The sequence below is a fragment of the Thermus brockianus genome, from assembly GCF_021462505.1.
GTDB lineage: Bacteria > Deinococcota > Deinococci > Deinococcales > Thermaceae > Thermus > Thermus hydrothermalis.
The window spans coordinates 66,434-82,104 of sequence record NZ_JAKEDV010000005.1 but is presented as its reverse complement, the minus strand read 5'-3'; the positions used below and the strand labels follow the sequence as shown (position 1 = coordinate 82,104).

Genomic DNA, 15,671 nt, shown 5'->3' with positions numbered 1-15,671 from the left:
GGTTTGCACCCCGCTTCACAAAAGGGAGGCAGAATGGTCGTAGACCGGATTGAGGTGTACCTAGACGGCGCCCAGGAGCCCCTGGCGGTTCTCAAGGAACCCCCTTACCGGCTAGAACTGGACACCCGCCAGATCCCCGATGGCGAGCACACCCTACGCCTCGTGACCCACTTCCGGGGCGGAGGACAAGAGGTCAAGGAAATCCCCTTCACCGTGAACAACTACCCCGACGTCCTGGTCCTGGGCCTGGACGAAGGCGGGGAAGTGGCGGGCAAGGTGGAGCTCCGCCTGGCGGTGGGCGAGCCGGAGCTGCCCGTGGAGCCTGTGCGCTTCAACCCCATCTGGTACGCCGTAGCCTCGGTGGTGGTCTTGGGCGGGATCTGGGCCTACTTCGCCCTCTCTCCCGCCGCGGAAAAGATCGTGGCCGAGGTGGCGCCCCCCGCCCAAGAAGCCCAGGCCCACGGGGAAAGCGCCGCCCCCGCAGCCAACGTGGACCAGGCCCTCATGGAGAAGGGTAAGGCCATTTACGAGAGCCACTGCGCCGCCTGCCACCAGGCGAACGGCCAGGGCATGCCCCCCGCCTTCCCGGCCCTGGCGGGGAACCCCAACCTGAAGGATGCCCAGCTCATCCTCAACGTGGTGAAAAACGGCCGGGGCGCCATGCCCGCCGTGGGGGCCAACTTCAGCGAGGAGGAGCTCAAGGCCGTGGCCACCTACATCCGCAACAGCTTCGGCAACAACTTCGGCCCGGTGGAGTAGGGGGGAGCATGTACCGCAACGATCCCATCCTGCCCACCTTCGCCCTGATCTTGGCCGCAGGCCTCTTTTATGCGGCCTACCTGGACGGGCTCCACATTGCCCGCCTGCTAGGCCACGCCCCAGCGGAGCTTTCCGTGGGGCAGATCGGCCTCATGGCCTTCGGGGCTGTCTTTCTCCTCTATGGGCTTATAGGCCTCGTTTCCTATTGGTTAGAAGGGGTAGAACTCCGCCCTGGCCGCCACTTCCCCACCCCCTCCACCGCCCCCGTGGCGGCAGGCGTCATCCTGGTCCTCCTCCTCACCGCCCTGTCCGGCTTCTTCGTACGCCTCATCCTCTACTCCGCCCAGACCGGGCACAACCCCACCTGGCTCCAGGGCCTCATCTTCGGAAGCATCAGCCTGGTGGTGGCGGCCCTTTTTGGCATCTACAAGAAGTTCTTCGGCCGGGACGAGGTCATCACCGAGGAGGAGAAGAGCGAGTTCCCCTGGTGAGGTAAAGCATGGACGAACGCGAGATCCGCTTGCGCACATCCAGAAGGCGGCTTTTCCTGAAGACCGCCATCGGCACCGGCATAGGGCTTTCCCTGGTTTCCGCTTTCTACGTGGGGGCGAGCCTCCGGCCCAAGCAGGAGGTCACCCCGGACAAGGAACCCCTAAAGCCAGGGGACATTCTGGTCTACGCCCAGGGGGGTGGGGAGCCCAAGCCCATCCGCCCCGAGGAGCTTAAACCGGGGGATCCCTTCGTCCTCGCCTACCCCATGGACCTCAAGACCAAGGTGGTGAAAAGCGGCGAGGCTAAGAACACGGTGCTGGTGGTGCGCTACGCTCCGGAGGAGCTTGCCCCCGAGGTGGCGAGCCACGGGGTGGAGGGCATCGTGGCCTACTCGGCGGTGTGCACCCACCTGGGCTGTATCATCAGCCAGTGGGTGGGGGACAAAAAGGCGGGGCTCTGCCCCTGCCACGGGGGGGTTTACGATTTCGCCCATGGGGCCAGGATCCTCGCCGGGCCGCCTCCTAGGCCCGTGCCCCAGCTTCCCCTGAAGGTGGAGGACGGGGTTTTGGTGGCCGCCGGCGAGTTCTTGGGCGAGGTGGGGGTCAAGGCCGAGGCAGGCTTCTGCCGCCACGTTTAGGAGGGACGCATGTACAAGTGGTTGGACGAACGCCTAGACCTCACAGGGCTTTACCAGAAGGTTTTGCGGAAGGCTTTTCCGGTGCACCATTCCTTCTTCCTGGGGGAGATCACCCTCTTTGCCTTCGTGGTCCTGGTGCTCACCGGGGTCTTCCTCACCCTGAACTTTGAACCCTCCATCCGCGAGGTGAAGCTCCCCGACGGGCGCACGGTGCCTGCCGCCTACGCCAGCGTCCTATACATTGACAGCCTCCCCTTCGGCGCCGTGATCCGGAGCCTCCACCACTGGTCGGCCCACGTGATGATCGCCGCCGCCTTCTTGCACATGCTCCGCATCCTCCTCACGGGGGCCTACAAGAAGCCCAGGGAGCTCAACTACCTGGTGGGGCTTGCCCTTTTGGGGCTTGCGGTGGTCACCGCCTTCACGGGTTACGCCCTTCCCTACGATAACTACGCCGTGACCGCCACCCGCATCGGCTACGGCATCGCCAACTCCATCCCCTGGATTGGGAGTACCCTGGCCCAGGTGATGTTCGGTGGGGAGTTCCCAGGCTCCCCCCACTCTATCCCCCGGCTTTTTAGCCTCCACGTCCTCTGGCTTCCCCTTCTGCTCATGGCCCTCATCGGGGCCCACCTGGCCATCATGGTGAAGCAGAAGCACACCCAACCCCGCTACGCCGAGAAGGTGGCCCCGGGGAAGATCCTGGGCGTGCCCATGTACCCCCAGCAAATGGTCATGATGACCATCCTCTTCGCCCTTTACGTGGGCATCATGGCCATCATCGCCGGGGCTTTCCTCGCCCACCCCGTAGAGGCCTTCGGGCCGCCCACCCCCAACACGCCGGCGGTGAAGCCCGACTGGTACTTCCTCTGGATCTACGGCATCCTGCAAATCATCCCCTCCAGCTGGGAGTTCAAACTCTTTGGGGCCACCATCGGGCCCGAGTTCATCGGTGGGGCGGTGGTGCCGGGCATCCTGGCCCTCATCGGCCTCCTTCTGCCCTTCGTGGACACCCGCAAGGACAAAATGCGCTACCTGGAGCTCCCCTCCGAGCACCCGGTGCGCACCAGCGCCATCCTGGCCCTCCTGGTCTTCTTCCTCATGAGCACCCTGGCGGGCTACAAGATTGACTTCCAGCAGAAGGGCTACCTCTTGGGCAATAACGCCGTCCTTTGGACCCTGGTCCTTGGGGGCCCCTTGCTCACCTTCTTCCTCTCCTACACCCTGATGCGCATCTTCTACGGGAAGCGGGAAGCGGAAAAGGCCCTTTAAACCTTAGGCCCCCCGCCTGAGCGGGGGGCCCTAAGGGCCCCTTAACCGGGGCCCTAAAAGTTTTACTTCTCCTCTTCCAAACCCAGGCTCGCCAGGAGGTCCCCGTAGAGGTCGCCCAACTTCACGCTGGTGCTGGCGGTGGGCACGGCGGAGGCATCGTAAAGGTTGTACTCCGCCACCGCCCCGTACTCGTACTCCCGCCGCTCCTCCCGGCGGCCCCCAGAGGGTTTGCGCTTCCCCCGAACCTCCTTGCCCTTGGCCCGACGCGGGCGCTCCTCCTCCGCCTTGGGGGGCGGGGGAGGCAGGAGCCGCTTGCGGGAAAGGGAGATGCGCTGCTCCACGGGGTCAATGTTGAGGACCACCACCTCCATCTCGTCCCCCTTCTTAAAGAGGGCGGCGGGGTTTTCCACCCGGGTGTGGTCCAGCTCGGAGATGTGGACCAGGCCCTCCATGCCCGGCTCCAGCTCCACAAAGACGCCGAAGTCCGTAACCCCCGTGACCTTGCCCTTCACCACGGTGCCCGGGGGGTACTTCTCCACCAAGAGCTGCCAGGGGTCGGGTTGGGTCTGCTTGAGGCCCAAGGAGAGACGGCGCTCCTCAGGGTTTAGGCGGAGGACCACTACCTCTACCTCCTCGCCCTCCTTCACCACCTCGGAAGGGTGCTTGGGCCGCTTGGTCCAGGAGAGCTCGGAGATGTGGATCAGGCCCTCGAGGCCCGGCTCCACCTCCACGAAGGCGCCAAACTCGGTAAGGCTCACTACCCTCCCCCGCACCCGGCTCCCCACGGGGTACTTCTCCGCCACCGTGGTCCAGGGATCGGGGATAAGGGCCTTGATGGAGAGGTTGACCCGCTCCTTAGCGGGGTCCACGGACACCACCTGGGCCCGCACCTTCTGCCCCTTGTGCAGGACCTCCCGGGGATGGCCGAAGCGGCCCCAGGTGATCTCCGAACGGTGGACAAGCCCGTCCACCGGGCCCAGGTTGACGAAGGCCCCGAAGTCGGTGACCTCCACCACGGTACCCTCCACCACCTGACCAGGCTGGAGGCTCTGGAAGAAGGCTTCCTTGGCCTTCTTCTGCTCCTCCTCCAAGACCGCCCGGCGGGAGAGAAGGACCCTTCCCTTCTTGCGGTTCAACTCAATGATCTTGGCCAGGATCTGCTGGCCCACGTAGGCGTCCAAGTTGGGGATGCGCCTGAGGTCTAGCTGCGAGGCGGGGATAAAGGCCTGGACGCCGTCTAGCTCGGCGACCACGCCCCCCTTGACCTTCTCCTTGACCGTGACGGTCACCGGCTCGCCCTTCTCGTAGAGCTCCCGGATGCGGTCCCAGTGCTCCTGGGCCTCCACCTTCTTGCGGGAAAGGAGGATCTGGCCCGTTTCCGGGTCTACCTTGAGCACCTGTACCCGCACCAGATCTCCCGGCTTGAGGAGGTTCTTAAGCTCCTCTTCCGAGAGGGGCTTTTCCGTGAGCTCGTTGAAGGGGATGATGCCTTCCGTCTTAGCGCCGATATCCACCGCCACGCCTTCGGAACCCACCAAGACCACTTTGCCCGTCAGGACCTGGCCGGGGCGCACGCGCTTCTCCAAGCGGGCCTCGGCTTCCTGCAGGGCCTCTTCCATGCTGAAGGTCTTTTCTGGGGTCTGGGTCGCCTTTTCTTCCATGCCGCCTCTATCCTCCTTACGCGCCTTCCTGAGGAAGGCGGGCGCCTTTGGCGCTCGCCCACACGAAAAGAGGGGGGAGAACCCTCACTCCCCGCTTCCGTGTGAACCGGCCCCGAAGGGCATACCCTTCCTTTATACCACGCCCCCATCCCCTTGCCAAGGGGCCTGGTGCTGACCCTGCGTATTCCCTCGGGCCCGAGGGAGCCGAAGCCACGTGCCCTTCGGAGGGCTAGGGGTAAACCCGCCTAAAGACCCCGGGAGAGTGGTCCGCCTAGCCTAGGCCATGGGGGCCTCGAGCTTCAGCCCTAGCCTCAGTCCCCCGCAACAAGCCAGGTACCGGGTCACTGCCAAGCCGTACCCTCTGGAACCCCCAAAGTGGGGCTTTGGGGATTGGCCAGGTCCAGATCGCACGGGAACTTCTTGGGCAAGCGCTAGGGGGGGCGCAACCAAAATCGGTATTGGCGCTTGATGGGGTCTGCGTGTCTGGCGACGCTGCCTGCATCTCCATGAAACCAAGGGGGAAGGACGGCAGGGATGGTTGACGGCCCAGGAACCAAGGGGTAAAATCTGCTTGGAAAAGCTTCCATAGGAGGTTCCATATGAGGCGCAGGGAGTTTCTCCAGAAGGCGGGCGTGGGTTTAGCGGTGAGCTTGGTGTTGGGCCCGTCCGTGGTGCGGGCCCAAGCGGGGCCCATCATCCGGGTGGCGGGCGATTCCACCGCCGTGGGGGAGGGCGGCCGCTGGATGAAGGAGATGGTGGAGGCCTGGGGGAAGAAGACGGGCACCCGGGTGGAGTACATTGACTCCCCCGCGGACACCAACGACCGCCTGGCCCTCTACCAGCAGTACTGGGCGGCCAAAAGCCCCGATGTGGACGTCTACATGATTGACGTCATCTGGCCGGGCATCGTGGCCCCCCACGCCCTGGACCTGAAGCAGTACTTTAGCGAAGCCGAGCTTAAGGAGTTCTTCCCCCGCATCGTCCAGAACAACACCATCCGGGGCAAGCTCACCTCCATCCCCTTCTTCACCGACGCCGGCATCCTTTACTACCGCACCGACCTCCTCCAGAAGTACGGCTTCCAGAACCCGCCCCGTACCTGGGCCGAGCTGGAGCAGATGGCCCAGAAGGTCATGGAAGGCGAGCGCAGGGCGGGCAACCGGGACTTCTGGGGCTTCGTCTTCCAGGGCAAGCCCTACGAGGGCCTCACCTGCGACGCCCTGGAATGGATCTACTCCCACAAGGGCGGGCGCATCGTAGAGCCCGATGGCACCATCAGCGTAAATAACGGCCGGGCCGCTTTGGCCCTGAACACGGTCCGCCGTTACGTGGGCACCATCGCCCCCCAGGGCGTCACCTCCTACGCCGAGGAGGAGGCCAGGAACGTCTGGCAGCAGGGCAACGCCCTCTTCATGCGCAACTGGCCCTACGCCTACGCCCTGGGCCAGGCGGAAGGGAGCCCCATCCGGGGCAAGTTCGCCGTGACCGTGTTGCCCAAGGGCGCCGCCGACGCCCCCAACGCCGCCACCCTGGGCGGATGGCAGCTCATGGTTTCCGCCTACAGCCGCTACCCCAAGGAGGCCGCTGACCTGGTCAAGTACCTGGCCTCCTACGAGGTGCAGAAGGACAACGCCGTGCGCCTTTCCCGCCTGCCCACCCGGCCCGCCCTCTACACGGATAAGGACGTTTTGGCCAAGAACCCGTGGTTCCGGAACCTCCTGCCCGTCTTCCAAAACGCCGTCTCCCGTCCCTCCGACGTGGCCGGGGCCAAGTACAACCAGGTTTCCGAGGCCATCTGGACCGAGGTGCACAGCGCCCTCACCGGCCGTAAGACGGGCGAGGCGGCGGTGCGGGACCTCGAGGCCCGCCTGCGCCGCATCCTGCGGTAGGAAGCCCCTTTCCCGGGGGGCGGTAAGCCCCCCGGGTTTACCCTAAAGCCATGCTTACCCAAAGGCAGGTCCGCCTGGCCTGGCTCCTGGTCCTCCCCACCCTTTTGGTAGTGGTCCTGGTGGCGGGCTATCCCCTGGCCCAGGTCTTCTACTGGTCCTTTTTCAAGGCCGACATCGCCTTCGTGGAGCCCCCGGAGTTCGTGGGCTTGGAAAACTACGTTTTCCTCCTCCAGGACCCGGATTTCCGCCAGGCCCTTTGGAACACGCTGAAGTTCACCCTAATATCCGTGAGCCTGGAAACCATCCTGGGATTGGCCATCGCCTTGGTCATCCACTCCAACTTTAGGGGCCGGGGCCTGGTGCGCGCCGCCATCCTCATCCCCTGGGCCATCCCCACGGTGGTTTCCGCCAAGATGTGGCAGTGGATGCTCCACGACGTCTACGGGGTCATCAACGTCTTGGGGGTCAAGCTCGGCCTCCTCTCGCAGAAGGTGGCCTTTCTGGCCCGTCCCGAGCTCATCCTCCCCTCCATCATCGCCGTGGACGTGTGGAAGACCACACCCTTCATGGCCCTTCTCCTCCTGGCCGGGCTCCAGCTTATTCCCGAGGAGCTCTACGAGGCGGCCAGCATTGACGGGGCCACCCGTTGGCAGCAGTTCTGGACCATCACCCTGCCCCTCCTCACCCCCGCCCTGGTGGTGGCCCTCATCTTCCGCACCCTGGATGCCCTCCGGGTCTTTGACGTGATCTTCGTCATGAGCGGGGCGAACCCTGCCACCCGTTCCTTGGCCGTCTACAACCGCCAGACCCTCATTGACTTCCAAGACCTGGGCTACGGCTCGGCCATCAGCGTGGCCATTTTGGCGCTCATCTTCGCCTTCGTCCTCCTCTACATGCGCACCTTAGGAAGGGAGGCCCTCAAATGAAAGCCCTTTGGCGCGTGGCGAACCGGGGGCTTTTCTACCTCCTGGTGGTCTTCATCGTGGTCTACAGCGTCTTCCCCTTCTACTGGGCGGTGATTTCCAGCTTCAAGCCCTCGGATGCCCTCTTTTCACCCGATCCGAGCTTCTTGCCCCTTCCCTTCACCCTGGAGCACTACAAAAACGTCTTCCTCCAGGCCAACTTTGGCCGCAACCTCCTAAACTCCCTCATCGTGGCCGGAGGGGCTACCCTGCTCTCCTTGGTGCTTGGGGTGCTGGCCGCCTACGCCTTGGGCCGGCTCCCTTTCCCCCCCAAAAACGCCGTGCTTTACATCGTCCTCGCCATGACCATGTTTCCCCAGATCTCGGTCCTGGGGGGGCTTTTCATGCTCCTAAGGCAAACCGGGCTTTTCAACACCCACCTGGGCCTCATCCTCACCTACCTCCTCTTCACCCTGCCCTTCACGGTGTGGGTGCTGGTAGGCTACTTCCGGGGGCTTCCCAGGGAGCTGGAGGAGGCGGCCTACGTGGACGGGGCTACCCCCTTGCAGACCCTCCTTCGGGTGATGCTCCCCCTCACCGGGCCCGGACTGGTGACCACGGGATTGTTGGCCTTCATCGCCGCCTGGAACGAGTACCTCTTCGCCCTCACCTTCACCGTGGGGGATGCGGTGAAGACCGTGCCCCCTGCCATCGCCAGCTTCGGCGGGGCCACGCCCTTTGAAATCCCCTGGGGCTCCATCATGGCGGCCAGTGTGGTGGTCACGGTGCCCCTGGTGGTCCTGGTCCTCATCTTCCAAGGGCGCATCGTGGCGGGGCTCACGGCGGGAGCGGTGAAGGGCTAGGCCAAGGCCCGCTCTAGGAGTTCCAAGGCGGCTTGGAGCACCGCTTCCAGGTGGGCTTCTCCCTGGAAGCTTTCGGCGTAGACCTTGGCCACGTCCTCGGTGCCGCTCGGCCTTACGGCGAACCAGGCGCTTTGGGTGACCACCTTTAGGCCCCCCAGGGGCTCCCCGTTTCCGGGGGCGCGGGTGAGCACCTGGAGGATGGGCTCCCCGGCGAGCTCTTTGTCCTGGATCTCCTCCGGGGAAAGCTGGGCCAGACGGGCCTTGGCCTCCGGGGCGATGGGGAAGTCCTTGCGGGCGTAATGGGGCCGGCCCAAGGCCTCGGCGAGGGCCTCGTAAAGGCGGTCTGGGGCCTCGCCCCGTTTGGCCTGGAGCTCGGCGGCAAGAAGCCCGAGGAGGATCCCGTCCTTGTCCGTGGAGAAGGGCCTCCCGTCAAAGCGCAGGAAGCTCGCCCCGGCGCTTTCCTCCCCGCCAAAGCCGAGCCACCCAGAAAGAAGCCCTTCCACGAAGTACTTAAAGCCCACGGGCGTTTCGTAGACCTCGCGGCCCAAGGCTTGGGCCACCCGGTCCAGAAGGGCGCTGGTCACGGCGGTCTTGCCCACCTTGGCCCCTGGCCAAGTGCGGGTGGTGTAGAGGTGGTGGACGGCGGCCGCCAGGTAGTGGTTGGGGTTCATGAGGCCCCGGGGCGTGACGATGCCGTGGCGGTCGGCGTCAGGGTCGTTGCCGATGGCCAGGTCAAACCGCTCCTTCAGCGCCAAAAGCCCCGCCATGGCGTAAGGGCTGGAGCAGTCCATGCGGATCTTGCCGTCGTGGTCGGGCGGCATGAAGCGGAAGGTGGGGTCCAGGGTGGGGTTCACCACCTCTAGGTTCAGGCGGTAGGCCTCCGCCAGGCGTTCCCATACCTTGAGGCTTGCCCCGCCCAGGGGGTCCACCCCGATCCTTAGGCCGCTTTCCCGGATGGCCTCGAGGTCCACCGCCTCCTTCACCTTCTCCACGTAGAGGCCGGCGAAGTCAAAGGGCTTGGCCCTTTCCTTGGCCGCTTTGAGGGGGATCCGCTTCACCCCTTTAAGCCCCTCCGCCAAAAGGGCGTTGGCCCGGGCCTCAATGGCCTTGGTGATGCGGGTGTCGGCGGGGCCGCCCGTGGGGGGGTTGTACTTGAAGCCCCCGTCCTCGGGGGGGTTGTGGCTTGGGGTGAGGAGGACCCCGTCCGCCTTGGCCTCGTGGCGGGCGTTGTGCTCCAGGATGGCTAAGGAAACGAGGGGCGTGGGGGTATACCCCTCCCCCACCTCCACGAACACCTCCACCCCGTTGGCGGCGAAGACCTCCAGGGCCGTGGCCCAGGCGGGGGTGGAAAGGGCGTGGGTGTCCTTGGCCAGGAAAAGGGGCCCCGTGGCCCCAAAGGAGGCCCTGAGGTCGGCGATGGCCTGGGCGATGGCCAGGACGTGGGCCTCGGTGAAGGTGCCCTTGAGGCTACTCCCCCGGTGGCCGCTGGTGCCGAAGGCCACCCGCTTTAGGGGGTCTTGCGGGTCGGGGGTTTCCTCGTAATACAGGGTGAGGAGTTGGACAAGATCCATGGCCCCATCTTAAAGGGGGAGGCTCGAGGCCTCCCCCCAGGACCGCCCCCAGGGCCTAGGGCTTAGCGGGGGTTTCCTGCGGAGCCTCCTTGGGCTTTTCCTCCGTTTTGGGGGTGAGTTCGGCCAGGACCTGGCTCAGGCGGTTCTCTATCTGGGCCTTCTTCCTGAGGTCCTGGATAAGCGCCTGGGCCTTGGCCTGCCGCTTTCTGGCGATCACCCCCTCGAGGGCCTCCTCCGCCACCTGGGCGTAGGGCTTCAGGACCTCGGCTTGGCGGTTCTTGATGAGGAGCACGGCGAAGGTGCCGTCCTCCAGCTTTACCACCTCGCTCACCTCGCCCAAAGGCCCCTCGGGGAAGGTTTCCTTCACCTTGAAGACCAAGCGGTCCAGGATGGCGGGGAGCTGGTTGGGGTTCACGGTGCCGTACTCCGTCACCGTTCCCTCCTGGGCCTTGGCCAGGGCCTGCAGGTCCCCGCCCCTCAAGGCGGCCTCGCGGAAGGCCTTGGCCTTGGCCTCGCTCTTGAAGACCACCCCTATCACCTCGGCGCTGGCGGGCACGGTGAAGAGGGCGGGGTTTTCGGCGTAGTAGCGACGGGCCTCCTCCTCGGTGGCGGTCACGTCCCGGGTGGCGTAGAGCACGTAGGCCTGGGCGACCTCGTCCTTGCTGCCGATGAAGGGCTTGCCGCTTTTCTTGGCCTCCTCCACCAGGAGTTCCCGGTCAATGAGGCTTTCCAGGGTCTGGGGCAGGAAGAACTGCACCGCCAGCTCCCCCAGGCCCTGCTGGATGAGGGCGGCGGTCTGCTGGTTGGAGAAGACGGGCTGGAGCACCTGGGAGAGGAGGATCTCCTGCCCGTTCACCTTGGCCACCACGGGGTTTTCGTAGGCGTAGGGGCTGTCCTCGGCGAAGCGCACCTGGGCCTTCTTGCGAAGCTCTTCCAGGTAGGCCTCGAGGGCCCCGTTCCCTTTGGCCTGGGCTGCATCCTTCTCCACCTGGTCTTTGACCTCCTCAAAGCTCGGGGCCTTGGCGGGGAGGTACTCCTCTACTTTGACCAGGTAGTAGCGCCCCCCGGCCTCTATGGGCCCCACCAGACCCGGACCCTTGAGGGCGAAGACCGCCTCGGCCACCTTCTCGGGAAAGACCACCTTGGTCACGGGCTTGGGCTCCGTTTCCCCAGGGCCTGCCCCCAAGGCGCCCCCCTGCTCCGCCCCCACCTTGGAGTACTGCTTGGCCAAGGCGGCGAAGTCCTCCCCGGCCTTGGCCTTGGCGGCGACCTCCTCCGCCAGCTTCTTCTCGTCCACCACGATCTGCCGCGCCTTTACCCGGGGCTCGCCCTTGTAGCTTTCCTGGTGGACCTCAAAGTAGAAGCGCACCTCCTCCGGGGTGGGCTTGGCGCTGGCCCGGACCTGCTCCAGGCGCTTTTGGATCTGGAGTTGCGTCTTGATCTCTCCCCTAAGCTGCGCATCGGTGAAGCCGATCTGGTTGAGGAACTGCTCGTAGGCCTTCTTCTCCTTCAGGCCGTACTGCTCCCGGATGCGGTCCACCTCCTTGCGCACCTCGGCGCTCCCCACGCGGATGCGGGCGGCGTCCTGCTTCAGGGCTTCGGTGAAGATCACCTGTTCCAGGAAGTGGGTGTCCACCAGGGTCTTCAAAAGCCCCTCTGGGTTGGCGGCGTAGAGGGGGTCGTTCCCCTGGAGCCTCAGGAGGTCCAGCTCGTAAACCGCCTTCCCGTTCACCCATAGCACAGGCTTGCCCCGCACCTGCTGCCCCGCCTGAGGGGTGAAGAGGAGGATGGCCCCCACGGCGAAGGCCAAGGCCAGTAGACCGAAGAGGATGGTGATGATCCGTTTGTTGATGCCAAACACTTGACCGCCTCCTCCTTAGCGTGCTAGGATAGCTCCCGCTGAGTGCGCCCGTAGCTCAGCTGGATAGAGCGTCGGCCTCCGGAGCCGAAGGTCAGAGGTTCGAGTCCTCTCGGGCGCGCCATTTTTCTTTTTCCACCCCGGAAAGCCCGTAGCACGAAGGGATTTTAGCACACCTCCCGTGAGAAACGGGTTTAGGATGGAGGGGTGTTGCCCCTCCTCCTCGCCTGGCTTCACACGGTAAACGACCTCTTCTCCAACTTCCTCACCCCCCTTTTGCCCAAGCTCATGGCCCATTTCGGGGTGGGCCTGGGCACGGCGGGGCTTCTCGTTTCCGTCTACTCCCTCACGGGAAGCCTCCTGCAGCCCTTCGCCGGCCTGGTGGCCGACCGGGTGGACCGGAGGCTCCTCGCCGCCTTGGGCCCGGTGTTGGTGGCCTTGGGGATGGGCTCCTTGGGGCTTTGGCCTAGGTTTGAGGCCCTCCTCCTCGTCCTGGGCCTTGCGGGGCTGGGTTCGGCCCTGTTCCACGCCTCGGGGGCGAGCCTCGTGGGGGAGTTCGCCCCGGCCCACAGGCGGGGCTTTTGGCTTTCCTTCTTCGGCTCCGCCGGGTACCTGGGGCTTTCCCTAGGGCCCCTGGTGGCCCTTTTCGCCGTGGGGGCCTGGGGGCTGAAAGGGCTCATCCTCCTCACCCCCTTGGCCCTTCTTCCCGCCCTTTTCCTCCTCCGCCTCCCCCCGGTGCGGCAGAGGGGAAAGCCCGCGGGGCTAAAGGACTTCCTCCGGGTCTTCCGGGGGGATGTGGCCCGGCTTTGGGGCATGGCCACCTTGCGGAGCCTGGTCTTCATGAGCTTTTCCACCACCTTGCCCTACTGGTACGCCCAAAGGGGCCTCTCCGATGCCTACACCGCCTTTAGCCTTTCGGTCTATAGCTTTTCCGCCACTCTAGGGGCCTTTTTGGGCGGTACGCTTTCCGACCGCTTCGGGCGCAAGGCGGTGCTCACCGGCACCCTGAGCGTTGGCCTTCCCCTCTACCTAGCCCTTCTCCTTTTGCCCCCGGAAAACCCCCTCTACCTGGTGCTCCTCGCCCTCACGGGGGCCCTGATGAACGCCGGCATCCCCGTGGCCGTGGCCTTGGCCCAGGAGCTAGAGCCCACCCAGACCGCCACGGTTTCCGGCCTTCTCATGGGTTTCACCTGGGGCTTCGCCGGGCTTTTTTACGCCCCCATCGGCCACCTGATTGAGCGCTTTGGGGTGATGCCCGTCCTTTTGGCCTTGGGGGCCCTCCTCCTGCCCGCCTGGGAGCTCGCCCGGAGGGTGCGGGGGGTGAGGCCCCAGGAAGCGTAAGATGGCTTTATGAGAATCCTCTTGGCCACGGATGGCTCCCCCCAGGCCCGGGGAGCGGAGGTGCTGGCGGAGTGGCTTGGCTACAAGCTCGGTGCCAAGCTGGTGATCCTCTTCGTGCGGGATGTGCGGCTCGTGCGGGTGCCGGAGCTTTTGGACTTCGGCGCCCTCACCATCCCCGTGCCCGTTTACCGGGAGGAGTTGGAAAAGGCCCTCACTGCCAAAGGGGAGGCCCTCCTCGCCCGCCTGGCCCAAAGCGCCCAGGAGGCGGGTATCCCCGTGGAAACCCTTATGGAAACCGGGCTTCCCCACGAAGCCATCCTCCGCCACGCCCGCACCGCCGATCTCCTCGTCCTCGGGCGGAGCGGGGAGGCCCACGGGGGAAGCTTCGCTGGCCTAGGGAGCACCGTGGACCGGGTGCTGAGGGCTTCCCCCACCCCGGTGCTTTTGGCCCCCGTGGACTACGTGGAGCTCACGGGGGCCCTTTTGGGCTACAACGCATCGGAAAGCGCCGTGCGCGCCCTGCACACCCTGGCCCAGTTGGCCAAGCCCCTGGGGCTTGCCGTGCGGGTGGTGAGCGTGCACGACGACCCGGTGCAGGCCTCGGCCTGGGCCCTCGAGGCCGAAACCTACCTCAAGGACCAGGGCATCCCCGCCGAGGCCTTGGCCTTTTCCGGCGACCCGGCGGAGCACCTCCTTTCCCTCCAGGGCCCGGAGGACCTGTTGGCCCTGGGAGCCCCGGTGCGGCGGCTCGTGCTGGGGAGCACGGCGGAGTACGTGGTGCGCCACGCCGTGGGCCCGGTCCTCACCGTGCGATAAGGGGTAGGGTCCCTTGGTATAATGGACCCCTAAAGGGAAAGGGGGTCCCATGACGGTACGCCAGGTGTTGCTCCGTAAGGGGAGCGAGGTCTACGCCATCCACCCCGAGGCCACGGTGCTGGAGGCCCTAAGAAAGCTCGCCGAGCACGATATCGGTGCCCTTCTGGTCATGGAAGGGGAAAAGCTTTTGGGCATCTTCTCCGAGCGGGACTACGCCCGCAAGCTGGTTCTCCTGGGCCGCTTCTCCAAGGACACCCGGGTGGGGGAGGTGATGACGCCAAACCCCGTCACCATCGCCCCGGAAGCGGACTTGTCCCAGGCCATGCGCCTCATGACCGAGCACCGGGTGCGCCACCTGCCCGTGGTGGAGGGGGGCAAGGTGGTGGGGGTGGTGTCCATCGGGGACGTGGTCAAGGCCATCATCAGCGAGCAGGAGGTGCTCATCGGGGAGCTCTCCCGCTACGTGATGGAAAACCGCTAGTCCCGAAAGAGCCAGTTGAGGACGAGGCTTACCAGGGAGAGGAGCAAAGCGCCCACCACCGCCTCGCCGAAGCCCTTCACGGAAAGCGCCGTGGCCTCCGCCACCAAGTAGAGCACGGCCCCGTTCACCACCAAGGTGAAAAGCCCTAGGGTGAGGAGGTTGAGGGGCAGGGTGAGGAAGAGGAGGATGGGCCTTAGGAGGGCGTTGGCGAGCCCCCAGATGGCCCCCGCCACCAGGTAGTCCAAAAGCCCCGCCCCAGGGTCAAACCGGACCCCCGGGTAAACGAGGGTCGCGAGCCAAAGGGCCAAGGTGTTCAGGAGAAGCCTCGCCAAAAGCCCGCGCATGCCCTTAGCCTAGCAAAGGGGCCTTGGCCTCCAAGCCGCTTCCCTGCGCAAGGCCCGCCTTCCAAAACCCTGGACGTGGATGCGGAGAATTGGCACCATAGCCTCATGAAGCTCCACGCCGCCGACCAGTACCTGGTGGCCGAGGCGGGGGTAGGCCTCCTCGCCGTCCACGAAGCCCTCGAGGGCACGGGCCTTTACCCCCCCTTTCCCCCGGTGGAGCTCCCCGGGGGGGTGGGAGGGCTCGTGGCCCGGGGGGGCTTCGCCCAGAACTTCTTCTTCCCCGCCGAGGTCCTGGGCCTCACCTTCCGCACCCCCAAGGGCCGGGTGGTGCGGGCCGGGGGGGTGGTGGTGAAAAACGTCCAGGGGTACGACCTGGTGCGCCCCTTCGTGGGAAGCTTCGGCCTCCTAGGGGAGGCCTTGGAGGTGGTCTTCCGCCTAAGGCCGGGGCGGGCCTCCCTGTTCCTCCGCCGCCCCTTTTTAGGGGAGTTCCCCGCCCTTTCCCCTTCCCCCCGCTTCCTCTTCGCCCTAAAGGAGGGCGAGGCCTGGTGGCTTTACGCCTACCACTTCGGCCACGAGAAGGAGGTGGCCCGCTTCCAGGAAGCCTTTGGCGGGGAGGAAGCGGGGCCCTTGGACCTTCGCCCCCTCTTCCCCCGGGGCATGGGGGTCGGGGAAGGCCCCCTAAAGGACCTCCGCTTCGCCTGGCGGGACGGGGGCGAGGCCCCCGAGGCCCCGGCCCTCTTCCAAAGGCTCGCCGCCTCCCTCTAGGGGCTTTCGGGGTATCCTCT

At 65.6% G+C, this 15,671-nt stretch carries 15 protein-coding genes and 1 tRNA gene; 12 read left to right on the top strand and 4 right to left on the bottom strand.

The genetic code is table 11. From position 1 onward, the window contains the following. Window positions 1–33: 33 nt before the first annotated feature. Genes LXN00_RS07510 through LXN00_RS07495 form a run of 4 tightly spaced genes read left to right on the top strand, consistent with a single transcriptional unit; the run spans window position 34 to window position 3,160 of the window. Window positions 34–759 (top strand): c-type cytochrome, encoded by a 726-nt coding sequence (locus LXN00_RS07510; RefSeq protein ID WP_234506963.1) that lies wholly within the window; start codon window positions 34–36, stop codon window positions 757–759. 8 nt (window positions 760–767) lie between these two features. Next, on the top strand, window positions 768–1,250 hold the full coding sequence (locus LXN00_RS07505) for a cytochrome C (protein WP_234506961.1): 483 nt from the start codon (window positions 768–770) through the stop codon (window positions 1,248–1,250). 8 nt (window positions 1,251–1,258) lie between these two features. Further along, window positions 1,259–1,888: a ubiquinol-cytochrome c reductase iron-sulfur subunit gene (locus LXN00_RS07500; protein WP_234506960.1), complete on the top strand. Its 630-nt coding sequence runs from the start codon at window positions 1,259–1,261 to the stop codon at window positions 1,886–1,888. 9 nt (window positions 1,889–1,897) lie between these two features. Further along, window positions 1,898–3,160, top strand: coding sequence for a cytochrome b (locus tag LXN00_RS07495; RefSeq protein WP_234506958.1), 1,263 nt, complete (start codon window positions 1,898–1,900; stop codon window positions 3,158–3,160). Between the two features lie 62 nt (window positions 3,161–3,222). Here the strand turns inward: LXN00_RS07495 and LXN00_RS07490 are convergent, their stop codons facing one another. Beyond that, complete coding sequence (locus tag LXN00_RS07490; protein ID WP_234506955.1) at window positions 3,223–4,821, bottom strand: 30S ribosomal protein S1; 1,599 nt, start codon at window positions 4,819–4,821, stop codon at window positions 3,223–3,225. Window positions 4,822–5,420: 599 nt separating this feature from the next. On the opposite strand from LXN00_RS07490, the gene LXN00_RS07485 reads away from it, so the two are divergent. From LXN00_RS07485 to LXN00_RS07475, 3 genes are read left to right on the top strand one after another with little or no spacing between them, the layout of a single operon-like run. Then, window positions 5,421–6,710: an ABC transporter substrate-binding protein gene (locus LXN00_RS07485; RefSeq protein ID WP_234506953.1), complete on the top strand. Its 1,290-nt coding sequence runs from the start codon at window positions 5,421–5,423 to the stop codon at window positions 6,708–6,710. A gap of 50 nt (window positions 6,711–6,760) precedes the next feature. Then, complete coding sequence (locus LXN00_RS07480; protein WP_234506951.1) at window positions 6,761–7,636, top strand: carbohydrate ABC transporter permease; 876 nt, start codon at window positions 6,761–6,763, stop codon at window positions 7,634–7,636. Further along, on the top strand, window positions 7,633–8,475 hold the full coding sequence (locus LXN00_RS07475; protein ID WP_234506949.1) for a carbohydrate ABC transporter permease: 843 nt from the start codon (window positions 7,633–7,635) through the stop codon (window positions 8,473–8,475). Before LXN00_RS07480 ends, LXN00_RS07475 begins: the two co-directional genes overlap by 4 nt. Here the strand turns inward: LXN00_RS07475 and LXN00_RS07470 are convergent. Together LXN00_RS07470 and LXN00_RS07465 are read right to left on the bottom strand one after the other, a co-directional pair. Continuing rightward, complete coding sequence (locus tag LXN00_RS07470) at window positions 8,472–10,046, bottom strand: phosphoglucomutase (RefSeq protein WP_234506946.1); 1,575 nt, start codon at window positions 10,044–10,046, stop codon at window positions 8,472–8,474. The genes LXN00_RS07475 and LXN00_RS07470 overlap by 4 nt on opposite strands. A gap of 55 nt (window positions 10,047–10,101) precedes the next feature. Beyond that, window positions 10,102–11,907, bottom strand: a complete 1,806-nt coding sequence (locus LXN00_RS07465; protein WP_234506944.1) for a peptidylprolyl isomerase — start codon at window positions 11,905–11,907, stop codon at window positions 10,102–10,104. 44 nt (window positions 11,908–11,951) lie between these two features. Between LXN00_RS07465 and LXN00_RS07460 the strand changes: the two genes are divergently transcribed. The 4 genes from LXN00_RS07460 (at window position 11,952) to LXN00_RS07445 (ending at window position 14,542) form a co-directional block, all read left to right on the top strand. Beyond that, a tRNA-Arg gene (locus LXN00_RS07460) sits at window positions 11,952–12,028 on the top strand. Between the two features lie 83 nt (window positions 12,029–12,111). Further along, window positions 12,112–13,245, top strand: a complete 1,134-nt coding sequence (locus LXN00_RS07455; RefSeq protein WP_234506942.1) for an MFS transporter — start codon at window positions 12,112–12,114, stop codon at window positions 13,243–13,245. A 9-nt stretch (window positions 13,246–13,254) separates the two neighbouring features. After that, window positions 13,255–14,061: a universal stress protein gene (locus tag LXN00_RS07450; RefSeq protein ID WP_234506940.1), complete on the top strand. Its 807-nt coding sequence runs from the start codon at window positions 13,255–13,257 to the stop codon at window positions 14,059–14,061. A gap of 49 nt (window positions 14,062–14,110) precedes the next feature. Continuing rightward, a complete protein-coding gene (locus LXN00_RS07445) occupies window positions 14,111–14,542 on the top strand; it encodes a CBS domain-containing protein (RefSeq protein ID WP_234506937.1) in 432 nt (143 codons plus the stop codon). On the opposite strand, the gene LXN00_RS07440 is transcribed toward LXN00_RS07445, so the two are convergent. Further along, window positions 14,539–14,886 (bottom strand): phage holin family protein, encoded by a 348-nt coding sequence (locus LXN00_RS07440; RefSeq protein WP_234506935.1) that lies wholly within the window; start codon window positions 14,884–14,886, stop codon window positions 14,539–14,541. The genes LXN00_RS07445 and LXN00_RS07440 overlap by 4 nt on opposite strands. Before the next feature lie 105 nt (window positions 14,887–14,991). On the opposite strand from LXN00_RS07440, the gene LXN00_RS07435 reads away from it, so the two are divergent. Continuing rightward, on the top strand, window positions 14,992–15,651 hold the full coding sequence (locus tag LXN00_RS07435; protein ID WP_234506934.1) for a DUF5639 domain-containing protein: 660 nt from the start codon (window positions 14,992–14,994) through the stop codon (window positions 15,649–15,651). Window positions 15,652–15,671 lie beyond the last annotated feature (20 nt).

Excerpts from the sequence above, each read along its gene's own strand:
- LXN00_RS07510 (WP_234506963.1), top strand. The coding sequence starts at position 34 with ATGGTCGTAGACCGGATTGAGGTGTACCTAGACGGCGCCCAGGAGCCC.
- LXN00_RS07505 (WP_234506961.1), top strand. The coding sequence starts at position 768 with ATGTACCGCAACGATCCCATCCTGCCCACCTTCGCCCTGATCTTGGCC.
- LXN00_RS07500 (WP_234506960.1), top strand. The coding sequence starts at position 1,259 with ATGGACGAACGCGAGATCCGCTTGCGCACATCCAGAAGGCGGCTTTTC.
- LXN00_RS07495 (WP_234506958.1), top strand. The coding sequence starts at position 1,898 with ATGTACAAGTGGTTGGACGAACGCCTAGACCTCACAGGGCTTTACCAG.
- LXN00_RS07490 (WP_234506955.1), bottom strand. The coding sequence starts at position 4,821 with ATGGAAGAAAAGGCGACCCAGACCCCAGAAAAGACCTTCAGCATGGAA.
- LXN00_RS07485 (WP_234506953.1), top strand. The coding sequence starts at position 5,421 with ATGAGGCGCAGGGAGTTTCTCCAGAAGGCGGGCGTGGGTTTAGCGGTG.
- LXN00_RS07480 (WP_234506951.1), top strand. The coding sequence starts at position 6,761 with ATGCTTACCCAAAGGCAGGTCCGCCTGGCCTGGCTCCTGGTCCTCCCC.
- LXN00_RS07475 (WP_234506949.1), top strand. The coding sequence starts at position 7,633 with ATGAAAGCCCTTTGGCGCGTGGCGAACCGGGGGCTTTTCTACCTCCTG.
- LXN00_RS07470 (WP_234506946.1), bottom strand. The coding sequence starts at position 10,046 with ATGGATCTTGTCCAACTCCTCACCCTGTATTACGAGGAAACCCCCGAC.
- LXN00_RS07450 (WP_234506940.1), top strand. The coding sequence starts at position 13,255 with ATGAGAATCCTCTTGGCCACGGATGGCTCCCCCCAGGCCCGGGGAGCG.
- LXN00_RS07445 (WP_234506937.1), top strand. The coding sequence starts at position 14,111 with ATGACGGTACGCCAGGTGTTGCTCCGTAAGGGGAGCGAGGTCTACGCC.
- LXN00_RS07440 (WP_234506935.1), bottom strand. The coding sequence starts at position 14,886 with ATGCGCGGGCTTTTGGCGAGGCTTCTCCTGAACACCTTGGCCCTTTGG.
- LXN00_RS07435 (WP_234506934.1), top strand. The coding sequence starts at position 14,992 with ATGAAGCTCCACGCCGCCGACCAGTACCTGGTGGCCGAGGCGGGGGTA.